16 protein-coding genes are annotated in these 16,428 nt (G+C 62.1%); 7 read left to right on the top strand and 9 right to left on the bottom strand.

The annotated features are described in order from the left end of the window. The first annotated feature begins 17 nt into the window (after positions 1-17). The 7 genes from flgG to flgL all read left to right on the top strand — a co-directional run bounded on the left by flgG (position 18) and on the right by flgL (position 8,462). Entirely contained in the window at positions 18-806 is a 789-nt protein-coding gene (gene flgG / locus PQR40_RS14420) for a flagellar basal-body rod protein FlgG (RefSeq protein WP_408226230.1), read from the top strand. A gap of 118 nt (positions 807-924) precedes the next feature. Further along, on the top strand, positions 925-1,623 hold the full coding sequence (flgH, locus tag PQR40_RS14415) for a flagellar basal body L-ring protein FlgH (protein ID WP_408226232.1): 699 nt from the start codon (positions 925-927) through the stop codon (positions 1,621-1,623). Positions 1,624-1,625: 2 nt separating this feature from the next. Continuing rightward, on the top strand, positions 1,626-2,831 hold the full coding sequence (locus PQR40_RS14410; RefSeq protein WP_408226235.1) for a flagellar basal body P-ring protein FlgI: 1,206 nt from the start codon (positions 1,626-1,628) through the stop codon (positions 2,829-2,831). 12 nt (positions 2,832-2,843) lie between these two features. After that, entirely contained in the window at positions 2,844-3,842 is a 999-nt protein-coding gene (gene flgJ / locus PQR40_RS14405) for a flagellar assembly peptidoglycan hydrolase FlgJ (protein WP_408226238.1), read from the top strand. 413 nt (positions 3,843-4,255) lie between these two features. Then, on the top strand, positions 4,256-5,029 hold the full coding sequence (locus PQR40_RS14400) for a flagellar brake protein (protein ID WP_408226241.1): 774 nt from the start codon (positions 4,256-4,258) through the stop codon (positions 5,027-5,029). A 222-nt stretch (positions 5,030-5,251) separates the two neighbouring features. After that, positions 5,252-7,228, top strand: a complete 1,977-nt coding sequence (gene flgK / locus PQR40_RS14395; protein ID WP_408509246.1) for a flagellar hook-associated protein FlgK — start codon at positions 5,252-5,254, stop codon at positions 7,226-7,228. Between the two features lie 10 nt (positions 7,229-7,238). Continuing rightward, positions 7,239-8,462, top strand: a complete 1,224-nt coding sequence (flgL, locus tag PQR40_RS14390) for a flagellar hook-associated protein FlgL (protein WP_408226247.1) — start codon at positions 7,239-7,241, stop codon at positions 8,460-8,462. A 144-nt stretch (positions 8,463-8,606) separates the two neighbouring features. On the opposite strand, the gene fliR is transcribed toward flgL, so the two are convergent. The 9 genes from fliR to fliJ form a co-directional block, all read right to left on the bottom strand. Continuing rightward, positions 8,607-9,389, bottom strand: a complete 783-nt coding sequence (gene fliR, locus PQR40_RS14385; RefSeq protein WP_408226250.1) for a flagellar biosynthetic protein FliR — start codon at positions 9,387-9,389, stop codon at positions 8,607-8,609. A gap of 46 nt (positions 9,390-9,435) precedes the next feature. After that, positions 9,436-9,705, bottom strand: a complete 270-nt coding sequence (gene fliQ, locus PQR40_RS14380; protein ID WP_028198519.1) for a flagellar biosynthesis protein FliQ — start codon at positions 9,703-9,705, stop codon at positions 9,436-9,438. 51 nt (positions 9,706-9,756) lie between these two features. After that, positions 9,757-10,590, bottom strand: coding sequence for a flagellar type III secretion system pore protein FliP (gene fliP, locus PQR40_RS14375; protein WP_408226253.1), 834 nt, complete (start codon positions 10,588-10,590; stop codon positions 9,757-9,759). Further along, positions 10,590-11,276, bottom strand: a complete 687-nt coding sequence (gene fliO / locus PQR40_RS14370; protein ID WP_408509245.1) for a flagellar biosynthetic protein FliO — start codon at positions 11,274-11,276, stop codon at positions 10,590-10,592. The genes fliP and fliO overlap by 1 nt, the downstream gene beginning before the upstream one ends. Further along, positions 11,273-11,725: a flagellar motor switch protein FliN gene (fliN, locus tag PQR40_RS14365; RefSeq protein WP_408509244.1), complete on the bottom strand. Its 453-nt coding sequence runs from the start codon at positions 11,723-11,725 to the stop codon at positions 11,273-11,275. The genes fliO and fliN overlap by 4 nt, the downstream gene beginning before the upstream one ends. Further along, entirely contained in the window at positions 11,718-12,716 is a 999-nt protein-coding gene (fliM, locus tag PQR40_RS14360; protein WP_408221464.1) for a flagellar motor switch protein FliM, read from the bottom strand. The genes fliN and fliM overlap by 8 nt, the downstream gene beginning before the upstream one ends. 50 nt (positions 12,717-12,766) lie before the next feature. Next, positions 12,767-13,273, bottom strand: a complete 507-nt coding sequence (gene fliL / locus PQR40_RS14355; protein ID WP_408484799.1) for a flagellar basal body-associated protein FliL — start codon at positions 13,271-13,273, stop codon at positions 12,767-12,769. A 1,143-nt stretch (positions 13,274-14,416) separates the two neighbouring features. Then, positions 14,417-15,916 (bottom strand): flagellar hook-length control protein FliK, encoded by a 1,500-nt coding sequence (locus PQR40_RS14350; protein WP_408509243.1) that lies wholly within the window; start codon positions 15,914-15,916, stop codon positions 14,417-14,419. Positions 15,917-15,977: 61 nt separating this feature from the next. Then, complete coding sequence (gene fliJ / locus PQR40_RS14345; protein WP_408226265.1) at positions 15,978-16,427, bottom strand: flagellar export protein FliJ; 450 nt, start codon at positions 16,425-16,427, stop codon at positions 15,978-15,980. Between the last annotated feature and the right edge of the window lies 1 nt (position 16,428).

Raw genomic sequence — 16,428 nt, 5'->3', positions numbered from 1 at the left:
CACCCAGGAGAAGAATCGTGAATCGCTCACTCTACATCGCTGCTACCGGCATGAATGCGCAACAGGCGCAGATGGACGTGATTTCGAACAACCTCGCGAACGTCAGCACCAACGGCTTCAAGGGCTCGCGCGCGGTGTTCGAGGATCTGCTGTATCAGACCGTCCGTCAGCCGGGCGCGAACTCGACGCAAAACACCGAATTGCCGTCCGGCATCCAGCTTGGCACCGGTGTGCAACAGGTTGCGACCGAACGTCTGTACACGCAGGGCAACCTGCAGCAGACCGGCAACTCGAAAGACGTCGCGATCAACGGTCAGGGCTTTTTCCAGGTGCAGATGCCCGACGGCACGACCGCCTATACGCGTGACGGTTCGTTTCAGACCAACGCCCAGGGCCAGCTTGTTACGTCGAGCGGCTATCAGGTGATTCCGGCGATCACGATTCCGAATAACGCGACCTCGCTGACCATCGGCAGCGACGGTGTGGTGTCAATCACTGTCGCCGGCCAGGCCAACAGCCAGCAACTCGGCTCGATGCAGATCGCCACCTTCATCAATCCGGCCGGTCTGGATGCGAAGGGTGAAAACCTGTTCTCGGAAACCTCTTCGTCGGGTGCGCCGAACGTCGCGCAACCGGGCCTGAATGGCGCCGGTACGCTCAATCAGGGCTACGTGGAAGCATCGAACGTGAACGTGGTGCAGGAACTGGTGAACATGATCCAGACGCAGCGCGCTTACGAAATCAACAGCAAGGCCGTGACAACCTCGGACCAGATGCTGCAGACCCTCAGCCAGATGCAGGTTTAAGGCTTGGGGACTGGGAATTAAAAGCGCCCCCGAACCTGTCGCTTCGCGTCAGGCCCCCCCGAGGGGGGACGAGAAGACTTGGGACGGCCCGGCGCTTTATCGAAAGGCAGTAATCAAGATGTCGCACTTCACTCGTAATCCGGTTCATTCGCGCACCGCTCAGGCGCTCGTGCAGCTCACGCTGCTGGCGACGCTGGGCGGCTGCGGGCTCGTGCCGAAGCAGCCCATCACGCAGCAACCGATGACGGCGCTGCCGCCGATGCCGCCGCAGGCACAATCGCCGGGCTCGATCTACAACCCGGGTTACGCGGGCCGGCCGCTGTTCGAAGATCAGCGGCCGCGCAATGTCGGCGATATTTTGACTATCGTGATTCAGGAAAACGTCAACGCGACGAAGTCGTCGGGCGCGAATGCGAATCGCTCGGGCAGCACCAACTTCAACGTGCCGACCGCGGGCTTTCTCGGTGGACTGTTCGGTAAGACGAACCTGAGCGCCACCGGCGCGAATGTTTTCAATGGCACCGGCGGCGCCAATGCATCGAACACGTTTAACGGCACGATCACCGTCACGGTGACCGGCGTGCTGCCGAACGGCAATCTGATGGTGAGCGGCGAAAAGCAGATGCTGATCAATCAGGGCAACGAATTCGTGCGCTTTTCCGGGGTCGTGAATCCAAACACGATTTCGAGCCTCAACGCCGTGTACTCGACCCAGGTGGCCGACGCGAAAATCGAATACTCCGCGAAGGGCTATCTCGACGAAGCCGAGAATATGGGCTGGCTGCAGCGCTTCTTCCTTAACGTGTCGCCGTGGTGATCATGCGTACCGCCATCTCCCACCTTCGCCACGTCGTGCAAATCGCCCGGTTCGGCCGCTTTGGCCACATCGGTCGTGCATTGGCCGTTGTCGCACTGGCCTGCGCGGCGCTGCCGGCGGCCACGCCCGCCCATGCCGAACGTCTGAAAGACCTCGTGCAGATCCAGGGCGTGCGCGACAACCCGTTGATCGGCTACGGCCTCGTCGTCGGCCTCGACGGTACGGGCGACCAGACCACGCAAACGCCATTCACCACGCAGACGCTCGCCAACATGCTGGCGAACCTCGGCATCTCGATCAACAACCAGGCGGCGGGTTCGAGCAACTCGCAGTCGTCGCTGTCGAACATCCAGCTGAAGAACGTCGCCGCCGTGATGGTGACGGCGGTGCTGCCGCCGTTCGCGCGTCCCGGCGAAGCGATCGACGTAACGGTGTCCTCGCTCGGTAACGCTAAAAGCCTGCGCGGCGGCACGCTGCTGCTCACCCCGCTCAAGGGCGCCGATGGTCAGGTGTACGCGCTCGGTCAGGGCAACCTCGCGGTCGGCGGTGCCGGCGCAAGCGCGAACGGCAGCAAGGTGCAGGTGAATACGCTGGCCGCGGGCCGCATCACCGGCGGCGCGATCGTTGAACGCGCGGTGCCGACTTCGGTGTCGCAAGCGGGCACGATGCAGCTCGACCTGAACGATATGGATTACGACACCACGCAGCGCGTGGTGGCAGCGGTGAACAACGCGTTCGGCAGCGGCACGGCCATGGCGCTCGACGGCCGCACGATTCAACTGCGCGCACCGTCCGATCCGGAGCAGCAGGTCGCCTTCATGGCGCAATTGCAGAACCTCGACGTCAAGCCGGCGCAAGCCGCCGCGAAGGTGATCCTGAACGCGCGCACCGGCTCGATCGTCATGAACCAGATGGTCACGCTGCAAAACTGCGCGGTGGCGCACGGCAATCTGTCGGTGGTGATCAATACGCAGCCGGTGGTGAGTCAGCCGGGTGCATTCTCGAACGGCCAGACTGTGGTGGCCAAGCAGTCGCAGATTCAGATGAAGCAGGACAACGGTGCACTGAAGCTGGTGACTGCCGGCGCCAACCTCGCCGAAGTGGTGAAGGCGCTCAACGCACTGGGTGCGACGCCCGCGGATCTGATGTCGATCCTGCAGGCCATGAAAGCGGCGGGCGCTCTGCGCGCCGACCTGGAAATCATCTAAGGAAGACGCAAGATGAATTCGGATACGACCAATTCCGCCAACGCGGCGAACGACCTGACCCAGCGCTTCGCGCTCGACGTGCAGGGCTTCGGCAAATTGAGTGCGCAGGCCAAGGCTTCGCCACAAGCCGGCATGAAGATGGCCGCGCAGCAGTTCGACGCGGTGTTTACACAGATGATGCTGAAGAGCATGCGCGAGGCGACGCCACAGGATGGTCCGTTCGATTCGCACGACAGCGCCACCTTCACGTCGATGATGGATCAGCAGTTGTCGCAACAGCTATCGCAGAAGGGCATCGGCGTGGCTGACGCGATGCTCAAGCAGATGATGCGCAATCAGGGCCTGCAGGTGAGCGGCGCGAACGGCACAAGCGGCGGCCTGAGCGGCATGGCCGGGGCGTTGGGTAGCGGCAGTGGCGGCGACGAAGGCCAGACCGCGGCGCTGAACGCGCTCGCGAAGGCCTACGGTAATGCGCAGGCCAACGGTCAACTGGCGATGGGCAAAGGCTACTCGGCCAACAGCTCGCTGACGCCGCCAATCAAGGGCGACGGCACCTCGCCGAAGGTCGACGCTTTCGTCGACAAGCTCGCCCAGCCGGCGCAAGCCGCCAGCGCGGCAACCGGCATTCCGGCGCGCTTCATCATCGGCCAGGCCGCGCTCGAATCGGGCTGGGGCAAGAGCGAGATCAAAAAGGCCGACGGTTCGCCGAGCCACAACGTCTTCGGCATCAAGGCGACCAAGGATTGGACCGGCAAGACCGTTTCCACAGTCACGACCGAGTATGTGAACGGCAAGCCGCAGCGCACCGTCGAAAAATTCCGCGCGTACGACTCGTACCAGGACGCGATGACCGACTACGCGAGCCTGCTCAAAGGCAACCCGCGTTATGCGCAGGTAATCAATTCCGCGCATGACGTGAATGGTTTTGCCAACGGCATGCAGCGCGCGGGTTATGCAACCGATCCGCATTACGCGAAAAAGCTGATGTCCATTATGCAGAAAATGGGCTGAGCTGCCGTTAATAAGGGTGTGCGGTCGTAGTCGATCGTGCAATTGACCAGTTTGCAGTTTGATTTTTTCGAATAAAGAAGCATGCACGCGACGGGGCCAGGTGCATAACAAGACGGACGAGGCCGGCCGCCTGCGGGCAGCCGGTCCACCCGCATAACCAGTGTGATTGCCGCCTGCATTCGATGAGCCCGGATTTCACCGGCGGTATATCGGCGTTTTAACGTTTGCGGCAAATATTTCATTACATGCCCCTAAATTTTGGCTGAATGCTGCCGCTAATCAGTTAGACCCGATACCGGAAAGCGTTGTAATGTCCGGTTGAATGCGCGTGCTGCGGCTTCGATGAAGACCGCGCGAAAGCCCCGGCAGGAGCCTTGGCACGCGCCCGCAAGAACATGCATACCGGCAAGCCTATGGATACTACCCAGTCGCACGGCCAGGCCGAAGCACCCGGCCAGTCGCACGCCACGCTAGACGAAAGCGCACCTGATTTCGGCCGCCGCAATCCGCTGGAGATCGGCGTTCAGTTACGGAACCTCGTCAATCGAGGCGATTTCCTTACCGTTGAATACGCGGGCGGTCAGCTCGTCACGCGCCTGCTCGATGTCGACGTGCGCACGCGCACCTTCACTTTCGATTGGGGCGCGCTTTCGGAGCAGAACAAAGGCTTGTTGGGCGCATCGCGCTGTCAGTTCCATGCGTCGCCGGACGGCGTGCGCGCCGAGTTCGCGACCGGCACGCCGCGCGAAACCCGCTACGAAGGACTGCCTGCATTCGAGGCCGATTTTCCCGAAGTGCTGTTCTATGTCCAGCGCCGGGAGTATTTCCGCGTCGATGCGCCGATTCTCGATCCGTATATGTGCGTCGGCCGTTTGCCTGAAGGCGATACGTTCCGCTTCGAAGTGCACGATCTGTCGCTCGGCGGCGTCGGCATGCGCACCACGGACGAGCGCGTGGCCGAATTGCCGATGGGCACGCGGCTGCAGGATTGCGAACTGTCGCTCGGCGCATTTGGCCGGCTTTCGCTCGATCTGCAACTGGTGTCGCACCGCTCCACCGCGTTGCCGAACGGTACGCAGCGCTATCAACTCGGTTTCCGTTTTCTGACGCTGCCGGGCAGCGCCGAAAACACGCTGCAACGTCTGATTACGCAACTGGAAATGAAGCGCCGTTCGCTGGTGCGTTGATGAAATTCCGCACGAGCGGCGCCTGAGGATGGCTCAATTTGGGCGCGGTTTTTGAGTTGCTGCGCATGAGGCAGAAAGCCCGGCAGCATAAGCCTCGCAAACGTTGAAACAAACGTCGAACAAGCATCGGAATGGCCCTCAATTTTTCCTTGTGAGAGCCGTTAAACAGGATGTTCAAGTAACGTGGTGGCATGTGGTCGGTGTCGCCCTTCAGGATGACGCATGTCGAGCAACCTCATCAATCTCGGACTCAGTGGACTGAACGCAGCCCAGTGGGGACTCACGACGACCGGCCAGAACATCAGCAACGCGTCGACGCCGGGCTATACGATCGAAACGCCGGTCTATGCGGAAAGCGGCGGGCAGTACACGGGTTCCGGCTATTTGCCGCAGGGCGTTTCGACCGTCACCGTGACGCGCCAGTACAGCCAGTATCTGACCACTGAGCTGAACAACGCGCAGAGCTCGGGCAGCTCGCTGTCGACGTACAACACCTTGATTTCGCAGCTGAACAATCTGATCGGCAGTCCGACTGCCGGCATTTCGAGCGCGATCACCAGCTATTTCACCGGTTTGCAGAATGTCTCGAACAACGCCTCCAGTCTGGCCACCCGCCAGACCGCGATGAGTGGCGCGCAGACGCTTGTGAACCAGATCAATGCCGCGGGTCAGCAGTACGACGCCCTGCGCCAGAGCGTCAATACGCAGCTCACCAGCACCGTTTCGCAGATCAACAGCTACACGCAGCAGATCGCCCAGTTGAATGGCCAGATCTCCGCAGCCAGCACGCAAGGTCAGCCGCCGAACCAGTTGATGGATCAGCGCGATCTCGCTGTGTCGAACCTGTCGCAGCTGATTGGCGTGAACGTCGTGAACACCAACGGCAGCTACAGCGTGTTCATGGCCAACGGCCAGCCGCTCGTCTCGTCCGGCAACAGCTACAACCTCGGCACGGCACCTGCGACGGGCGACACGAGCGAACTGTCGGTGCAGTATCTTGGCCAGGCCGGCGCGAACCCGCCCGCCACGCCGCAAAATCTGCCCGACAGCAAAGTTACGGGTGGTGCGCTCGGCGGTCTCCTCGCATTTCGCAGCCAGACGCTCGATCCGGGCGAAGCACAGCTCGGCGCGATTGCGGTGAGCTTCGCTTCACAGGTCAACGCGCAGAACAGCCTCGGCGTTACGCTCTCGGGCGCCCAAGGCGGCGCGCTGTTCTCGGTGGACAGCCCGACCGTCTATGCGAATACGCAGAACACCGGCAATGCCTCGCTGAACGTCTCGTTTGCGAATGCCGCGCAGCCGACCACCGGCGATTACACGCTGGCCTATAACGGCACCACCTACACGCTGACCGACAATTCGACCGGCAGCGTGGTGGGCTCGGCGACCGACCTGAGCAAGCCGATCAACGGTCTGAATTTCTCGACCACCGGCACGATGAAGGCTGGCGATTCGTTCACGGTAGAACCGACCCGCGGCGCGCTGAACAGCTTCAACACCGCGACCACGGACCCGTCGGCGCTCGCCGCCGCGGCACCGGTGCTCGGCGCCGCAACGGCGAGCAATACCGGCACCGGTACGATCACGCAAGGCACGGTGACGGCCGGCTACACGATGCCGAATGCGACCACCACGCTGTCGTACAACGGCACCGGCCTGTCCGGCTTCCCCGCTGGATCGACGGTGACGGTGGCGGGTTCGCCCTCGACCACGTATCCGATCACCGACGCGACCACCGTGGTGCCGTATTCGTCGAGCACGGGTGCTGCGCTGACGATCAACAACACGACCGCTGGGCAGATGAACAACGTCTCGGTGACGATCAGCGGCGCACCGGCCGCCGGCGACACGTTCACCATCGGCCCGAACACCGGCGCGAGCAATGACGGGCGCAATGCGCTGGCACTGTCGAACCTGTCCACGGCGAAGGCATTGGGCGGCGGCACGGTCACACTGGCGGGCGCGTATGCGAACTACGTCAACCAGATCGGTAACCAGACCAATCAGATTCAGACTTCGAGCACGGCGCAGACCTCGCTGGTGACGCAGATCACCACCGCGCAGCAGTCGGTCTCGGGCGTAAACATTAACGAAGAAGCAGCCAACCTGCTTCAGTATCAGCAGCTCTATCAGGCGAACAGCAAGGTCATCCAGACCGCGCAGACCCTGTTCCAGACGATACTCGGCATCTTCCAGTGAGGCGTTGAACATGCGCATCTCCAGCATGCAGTACTTCAACATGAACGTGGCGACGATGAGCGATCAGCAAGCTCAGTTGTCGCAGTTGTATCAAGAGATCTCGAGCGGTGTCAGCCTCTCCACGCCGTCGGACAATCCGCTCGGCGCGGCGCAGGCGGTGCTGTTGAGCTCGACGGCGACGAGCCTGTCGCAGTACACGACCAACCAGACTTCCGCGCTCGCTTCGCTGCAACAGGAAGATTCGACGCTCGGCAGCGTCAATACGGTGCTGCAAAGCATTCACACGCTGGTACTGAGCGCCGGCGACGGTTCGCTGAACGACGGCGACCGCGGCTCGATCGCGACGCAATTGCAGAGTTTGCGCAGCCAGTTGATGACGCTCGCCAATGCGACCGATCCGCAAGGCAACGCCTTGTTCGGCGGTTATCAAAGCACGGCGCAGCCGTACACCACCAACTCGGCCGGCGTTGTGACCTATTCGGGCGACACCGGCACGCCTGCCATGCAGATCACCTCCTCGCACACCATTCAGACCGGCGACAACGGTATCGCGATCTTCGGCAGCGTTGCGTCGATCGGTACCAGCTCGGTGCCGGCCGCGACGACGGGCAACACGGGCACGGGCGTGATCAGCACAGTGAGCCTGACGAACCCGACCAATCCGGCCAATGCGGACACGTACAAGATCGCTTTCTCGTCGGGGACCACCTACACGGTGAGCCAGACCGATCCGGCCACCGGGGCGGTGACCACCAGCGCACCGCAAACGTTCACAGCCGGCTCGGCGATTACGCTCGGTGGCCAGACGGTGAACATCACCGGCGCGCCGAACGCGGGCGACAGCTTCACCGTGACGCCCGCCACGCAAGGCAGCACGGATGTGTTCGCCAATCTGAACCAGTTGATCGCCACGTTGCAAACGCCGGTGTCGGGCGGCGCGTCGACGGCCAGTTTCCAGAGCGCGCTGACCACCAGCATGACCCAGCTCGAAAACACGATGAACAACGTCGTGACCGCGCAGGCCGCAGTGGGTGGCCGCGAGCAGGAAGTCCAGGCATTGCAGACCGTCACGCAGACCAACACCTTGCAGACGGCGAGCAACCTGGCGGATCTGACCCAAACCGATATGGCCAAGACGATCGGCCAGTACACGATGACGCAAAACGCGCTGCAAGCGGCGCAGCAGGCGTTTGTGAAGATTCAGAGCGTTTCGCTGTTCCAGTACCTGAATTAAGCAGACGAGCAGGGCGAAACAAAGAAGGGCGGAAGCCGGTGTGAGCCGGTTCCGCCCTTCTTTGTTCTGGGTGGCCGATGCGTGGCCAAAGTGCGTGAGGCGCGCCTTGCTCGCGCGGCCAATCTCGCCGGTCCGGAAACGGTACTACTTAAGCCCGGCCGCCACACGCCCCATCTGATCGATGCCGACGTCGAACAGGCGCATGAAGAACGGAATCATGTTCGGGATCATCAGTTGCAGGAGCAGCATGCCGATTAGCATCGTCAGCGGAAAGCCGATCTGGAACACCCCGATCTGCGGCGCGGCGCGGTTCAGGATGCCGAGTGCGAGGTTGGTGATCAGGAGCGCGACGACTACCGGCAGCGACAGCAGAAGGCCTGCGGAAAATACCGTGCTGCCGAAGTTCGCCAGTGTGCGCCAGCCGGGCGCGCCCAGAATGTTCGCCGACACCGGCACCGACTGGAAGGTGGCCAGTAGTGCGCTGATCATCTGCAAATGGCCGTCGATCACCAGAAACACCAGCATCGCGATCGTGTTCATGTAGCTCGACAGCACCTGGCTCGAACTGCTTGCCTGCGCGTCGAAGAATGTCGCGAAACCGAGGCCCATGCCCAGACCGACGAAATCGCCCGTGGCGCTGATCGCCTGAAACACGATCTGCATTGTCACGCCGAGCGCGATGCCGATCAGGAACTGGTTGACGATGATCCATACGCCTTCGGCGGAAAACACCGTGACCTGCGGCAGTGCGCCGAGCGTGGGCGCGACGATGATCGTGATGAAGGCCGCGAGGCCGATTTTTACCCGCGTCGGCAGCGAACGGTTGCCGAGCACCGGCGCGGTCACCATCAGCGCGAGAATCCGCACGAACGGCCACAGGAACGCCGTGAGCCAGGCGTTCAGTTGTGCGTAGGTGACGGAGAACATGACGGTGGGAGAGCGCGGAAGCGCTGAGCGGAGGCCGGGGCCGCGCTCAGTTGACGAGCGACGGAATGTTGGTGAGCGTCTGACGCAGATAATCGAGCATGGTCGTCAACATCCACGGACCGGCGATCACCATGGTGATCGCGATCGCGAGCAGCTTCGGAATGAACGACAGTGTGGTTTCGTTGATCTGCGTAGCGGCCTGGAACAGGCTCACCACCAGACCGACGACCAGCGCGACCAGCAGCAACGGCGCGGCAAGCAGCAGGCCGACATACATGGCCTGGTGCGCGAGCGTCATGACGGATTCCTGATTCATGGCGTAGTACCGGAAGCGTGAAGGGTTGAGCGATGCAACTCAGTGACCCGGTTAAACAAAGCTCTGCGCGAGCGAGCCGAGCAGCAATTGCCAACCGTCGACCAGTACGAACAGCATCAGCTTGAACGGCAGCGAGATCGTGGCGGGCGACACCATCATCATCCCCATCGACATCAGCACACTCGCCACCACCATGTCGATGATGAGGAACGGGATGAAAATCGTGAAGCCGATCTGGAAGCCCGTTTTCAGTTCGCTCGTCACGAACGAGGGCACCAGCAGCGACAGCGGCACGTCTTCCGGACCTTGCATCGGCGCGGCGTGCGAGATGCGGGCGAACAGCGCGAGATCGCTTTCACGGGTCTGGCGCAGCATGAATGTCTTGAACGGGGCGAGGCCGCGGTTCACCGCCGTTTCCATCGGGATGGTGCCGTCGGAGAACGGTTTGTAGCCGTCGGTATAGGCCTTGTCCAGCACTGGCGACATCACGAACAGCGTGAGAAACAGCGCGAGACCGACCAGCACCTGGTTAGGCGGCGTCGTGGTCGTGCCGAGCGCCTGGCGCAGCAACGACAACACGATGATGATGCGCGTGAAGCTCGTCATCATCAGCACCATCGCCGGCAGGAACGACAGCATCGTGAGCAGCAGCATCGTCTGCACGCTCAGCGAGTAGGTCGTGCCGCCGTTCGGGCCCGGACTCGTATTGAAGGCCGGTAAGCCGGCGGCTTGCGCGAACGACAGCGTCGGCAGCGCGAGCATCAGCGCCGGCAACACGACTGGCGTGACACGGCGCAAGACTGCAATGACTTTCGAGGTGGCGCAAGACATGCGAGTGGCGTGCGCGTGACGTGCTGATTGCACTGATTGAAGACTGAACTGCATTACCGATCCCCGCTGCCTTGCCCATTGAAACGTTTGCCCACTTCGCCTTTTAAAGCATCGCGAAAGCGTTGGCCGAAGGTGCCGGGCAATGCTGCGCCTTTAACTGACGCATCCGATACACCCGACGCGCCTGGTGTGGCCGGTTGCGTGCCTGCGACTAGATCCGTGGCCGAACCGGCGGGCATCGTATGCAGCAGACGCACATTGCCAGGCGCCGTGCCGAGCACGAGCCACGTATCGCCGATTTCGACCACGGCGACCCGTTCCTTGCCGCCGAGCGAGGCGCCGCCGATTGTCTTCACGAGGCCGCCGCGATTGGCCGGCTGCAAGCCGAACCGGCGCGCGAGCCATGCACAGGCGAACACCAGACCGATCACTACCAGCAGGCCGACGATGGTCTGCAACACCGCGCCGACGCCGAGCGCCGGAACGGCCGTGCCTGCGCCCACACCCGACGCGATTTTCGCAGCGTTGTTGACCGCGTTCATGTCGGCTGCGTGCGCGGCCGATGGTGCGAATGTCGCCACCGAGGTCAGTACGAACATCAGCGCCGACGTAGCCGCTGTCGTTGCTACGGTCGCCGTGAGTCCAGCGCGATGGAGAACATTGCGCGACGCATATGACGCATATGACGCATATGACGTATGTGACAGATGCAATGCGGCGCGACCGGCAACACGTTTCATCGATTCAGCTTCCGGATGCGTTCGGACGGCGTGATGATGTCGGTCAGACGGATGCCGAACTTGTCGTTCACGACGACCACTTCGCCCTGGGCGATCAGGCAGCCGTTGACCAGCACGTCCATCGGTTCACCCGCGAGGCCATCCAGTTCCACGACCGAGCCCTGTGCGAGTTGCAGCAGGTTACGGATCGCGATCTTGGTGCGGCCGAGTTCGACGGTCATCTGGACGGGAATGTCCAGGATCATGTCGATGTCGTTGCGCGTCGAGGTCGATTCGACCTTCGAGAGCGGCTGGAACACGCCTGCGGTAGTCGGACTGACTTCCGTGTTGTCGTTCTGCTCGGCCAGCGCGCTGGCCCAGTCGGCCATCGCCGCGTCGTCTTCGGCGCCGGCCAGCTGCGGCTCGCCGGCGGCCAGTTCGGCCTCAGTCTTTGCGTTCAGGTCACTCATATCCACCTTCCTTCATCGTGTCGGCTGCGCTGACCATTTTCTGGACCCGCAACGCATACTGACCATTGAAAATTCCGTAGCCACATTCCATCACCGGCACGCCATCGACTTTCGCCGTGATGTGTTCGGGGATGTTGATCGGCAGAACATCGCCCTTGCGCATGTTCAGGATCTGTTCGAACGTGACCGGCACCTGTGCGAGGTCGGCGGTCAGTTCCACTTCGGCTGCCTGCACCTGCTGCGACAACACGCGGACCCAGCGACGGTCGACCTCGAGCGCCTCGCCCTGGATCGGTGACGAGAGAATGTCGCGGATCGGTTCGATCATCGAATAAGGCATGCAGATGTGCAGCGTGCCGCCCGTCGTGCCGAACTCGATCGAGAACTGCGTGACGATGACGATTTCGTTCGGCGTCGCCACGTTGGCGAACTGCGTGTGCATTTCCGAGCGCACGAATTCGAATTGCAGCGGGCGCACGCTTTTCCACGACGCCGCGTAGTGCTCGAACGTGAGATTGAGCAGCTTCATGATGATGCGCTGCTCGGTTGCCGTGAAATCGCGGCCTTCGACGCGGGTATGGAAACGCCCGTCGCCGCCGAACAGGTTATCGACCACGAAGAACACCAGGTTCGGGTCGAACACGAACAGCGACGTGCCGCGCAACGGCTTCACATGGACCAGGTTCAGGTTGGTCGGGATCGGCAGATTGCGGGTGAACTCGCTGTATTTCAGCACCTTCACCGGACCGACGGAGATTTCCGCCGAGCGCCGCATGAAGTTGAAGATACCGACGCGCAACAGACGCGCGAAGCGGTCGTTGATGATTTCGAGGCCGGGCATCCGGCCGCGGACGATGCGTTCCTGCGTCGCGATGTTGTACGGACGTACGCCTGAGCGGTCGGTCTGTTCGGCGACCGAGTCGGACTCGCCGGTGACGCCCTTGAGGAGGGCATCGACCTCCTCTTGGGACATGAACTCTTCGTGGCCCATTCCTTATTCCTCGTGCGTCCGGCGGTTAATGATGGCAGCGCGAAATGACTTCACTGCACGACGAATTCGGTGAACAGCACGTCCTGGACGTGGACCGGCGCGGCGCCCTTATCGGTCGGCTCTTCGATCAGTGTCTGGAGTTCGGTGGCCAGGGCGCGTTTGCCTTCGAGCGGTGCGAGTTCTTCCGGGTGTTTGTTCGACAGTGCGAGGAGGATGCGGCTGCGCACTTCTGGCATATGGTCGGAGAGTTCCTGTTGGGTTTTCGGGTCGTTGAGCTTGAGCGTCAGGCCGATACGCAGGAAGTGTTGCTGACCGTCGTCCGATTGCAGGTTGACTGTCATCGATTCGAGCGGGAAGAAGAGCGGTACGGCTAATGGCGCCGGCGCGCTGGCGATTCCCGCTGACGCGGGAGCTGGGCCACGTTTGGACATGAAGAACCACACCCCCGCGCCGGCAGCGCCTGCGGCGATGATCGCGATGAGGACGATCAGGATGATGCGCTTCAAGGGGCCCGGGGAAGCGGGCGCGGCTTGCTGGTTTGCGGTCGTGGCTGCCATGAGGTTTGCTTTACTTGCCTTTAGTGCTGGTGATGGTGATTGTTGTTTATTTGCCTGCGGCGCGATGGGTCGAAAAGAAGGGTTATTGAGGGCTATCTCTGGTTTTTGCCCCGTTCGGGGGTGAGGTTGCCTGGCGGCGGAGGTTTGGGGTTTTTTTTGCCTTTGGCGGGGTTTGGGTTTGGTTTTGCCTGCTCGGCGGGGTTTGTTTGATTGCCTACGGCGTTGGGGTTTGTTGATTTGTTTGCCTGCGCGGCGCTTGTTCGTCTGAACGCCTGTGGCGTTGGCCTTTCCTTGAATTCTTATTGGTCTATTAGTGTCGCCCCTGTGCGGGGCGGGCACTTACTTCTCTTTGCCGCCGCAAAGAGAAGTAAGCAAGAGAAAGCGGCTCACACCGCTAATTCTTAAGCGGGCCCCCGCGCAGCCACGGTAGTGGTGCATCTGGAATCTGTGTTCTCGCACACTCCGCGTGAGTGACAAGGGAGTCATGCTTCCGGCGGCGCTGCGCGCGCCGACGCGCACTTCATAAAACCGATGGCTGCGTTTCGCGCTCGGGCTCCATTCGGCGTTCCGCCCAGGCGAAGCCGATGGTTCCCTCTGTGCTTAAACGAAGCCCCAGGTTTCTCACGCAACATCCTTGTCGCCGGGGCAGAGCCGATGGCTCCCCCTGTGCTCAAACGGAGCCCTAGGTTCTCATGCAACTTCGCCGTCGCCGAGGCGGAGCCGATGGCCCCCACCGCGCCTCAACGAAGCCCTTGGTTTCCCAGGTAAACCCATCCGCGACGCACGCAGTGTGGAGTGGGAGCTAATGACTCCCTTGTCACTTACGCAGAATCTGCGAGGGCACGGATTCCAGATGCACCACTGCCCCTTCCAAGCCAGGGGACCCACTTAAGAATTAGCGGTTTGAGCCGCTTTCTCTTGCTTACTTCTCTTTGCGGCGGCAAAGAGAAGTAAGTGCCCGCCCCGCACAGGGGCGACGCTAATAAACCAATAACAATTCAAGGAAAGGCCAACGCCACAGGCAGTCAGACAGGACGCGCCGAGCAGGCAAACAAATCAACAAACCCCCAACGCCGTAGGCAATCAAACAAACCCTGCCGAGCAGGCAAAACAAACACCAAGCGCCGCAAATGCAAAAAAACATCAAGCAAACGTATCGACCAACCCCACACTCCGCCGCACGGCAACATTAGCCACAACAGAATCAGAATCCGAACCAGCGCCGCTGCCAAAGCCCCCCGCAGCCCCGCTGCTTCTCCCGCCAGACCGCCCCGAATCAGCACTCTGCTGCTGCCCGCCCTGCCGGGCAAACCCATCGCTAACACTAGCGCTCCCCAACCCAATCCCATTGGACTCCATCGCCTCGCGAAGCTTCGGCAACGCTGCCTCGACAGCCTCCCGCACCTGCTGGTGCTGCGAAACAAACAACGCATGTGCATGGTTATCGGCAACCTGCAACACAACCTGTAGCGGCCCCAAATCCTTCGGATTCAAAGTCAGCTCGGCGCTCTGCGAATGCGCATTCGACAAAAACACCACCTTCTGACTCAACGCATCTTCCCAGTCGGTCGTGCCCACCTGCGGCGACAATGCATTCGCCACTTCCGCAGCACCGGCGTTACCCGTCGTTTGCACGGCCGCCGTCGTACTCGCGGCGCCCGCCGCGGCCTGACTGGCTGCCAGCGCAGCCGTCGCGGCATCGGTTGCACTCTTGAAGGTCGCCAGATCGTCAGCCTGCGTACCACCAGCAGCCGTCGCGCTCAGCGCGTCAGCCGCCGCCTTCGCCGCCGCTGAGGGATCCGCCACGGTCGTAGCCGCAGCCGTTAGCGCAGCCTTGCCGGCACCCGATCCCTTACCGTCGCCGAATAAACCGGCCGCAAGCGTCTTGCCGTCCGCCGATCCGTTCAGTCCGTTGCTCGCGCCCGTACCCAGACCATTTGCCGTCGTCGCAGCGTTCGCAGCCGCGCCGCTTGCCAGGGCCTGTGCCGGCACCACGCCCTGGCCGCTCGCCAGCGCGGCCAGCGCTGCTTGCAGGGCGTCCTGTAACGACTTCGGATCGGTCGCGCTAGTTTTTTTGCCCGTGGCGGTGCCCGTTGTGGTGTCCGTGCCGGGCTGTGTGGTCGCGGCGTCAGTCAATGCCGTGGCGGGATCAGCGGTCGCCGGGTCGGTGGCATTGTTCGCGTTGGCCTGAGCTTGAGCCTGCGCAGCGGCGGCGGCCGCTGCCGTGTCCGCGTTGGTCTGCGTGGTCGTGTTGCCGGACTTCGGTGGCGTCGCGTTGCTCTTGTCGGTCGAGGCCTGTTGCGTGTTGGCCGACGAAGCAGACGCTGAAGCCGACGACGAGCCGGATGAGGAAGCGCTCGTCGAGTTGCTGTCGTCCGTGTTGCTGCTCGCGGCATCCGGGCTCTTCGTCGAAGGATCGGGCGGCGGTGGCGCGTCATGCACGCTCGACGACGACGCAGACGAAGAGGAGGATGAAGCCCGCGGCTTGCTCGCACTTTGCGCGGCCGCGTTGTTTTGCAGATCGATGCTCTGCTGCAAGGTTTGCGAGAACGGCTTGGCGTTCGCCGCAGCGGCCATGGCCGCGTTGGTGGACGTGCTGCTGGCAGAGCCGAGCAGTGAACCGATCTGTGAAAGAAGCGACATAGGGAATCCTGTCAATCCGTCAAACGGGGTGTTCGGTCAATCGAGACAACGCTCGGGCGGGTCAGACGCCCTCGGTGCGCATCCTCAGAATGCGGGCTGCGTGTTCGTCGGAATCGCGCTGATCGCGCCGCGCCACGACTTTCGCTTCGGCAGCTTCGCCGCGCGCCTGCAACACTTCATACGAGCCGAGCTTCTGTTTCTGGCGCTGCCAGTCGGGCTTGGCGGCCTCGACGCGCGCATTGGCCGTCACCAGCAGGTTGCGCTGCTGTTCGATGGCGGCGTCGAGCGTGTCGATAAATGCCTGGAAATTACGCATGTTGCCCGCGGGCATGCCCGTCTGGGCAGTCGTCGTGAAGCGCGCGTGATATTCGTCGCGGTATTGCACGAGCGCGTTCAGCTGAGCTTCGACGTCGTTGCGCTCGCGCTGGGCGCGGCCCAGGCGTTGCGCGGCGGCGTCCACATCATCCTGGGCGAGGCCGATGAGGGTCTTGATCGGAAAGTGTTTCGCCATC

Source organism: Paraburkholderia sediminicola, from assembly GCF_046026855.1.
GTDB lineage: Bacteria > Pseudomonadota > Gammaproteobacteria > Burkholderiales > Burkholderiaceae > Paraburkholderia > Paraburkholderia sediminicola_A.
This window is presented reverse-complemented; position numbering and strand designations above follow the sequence as displayed.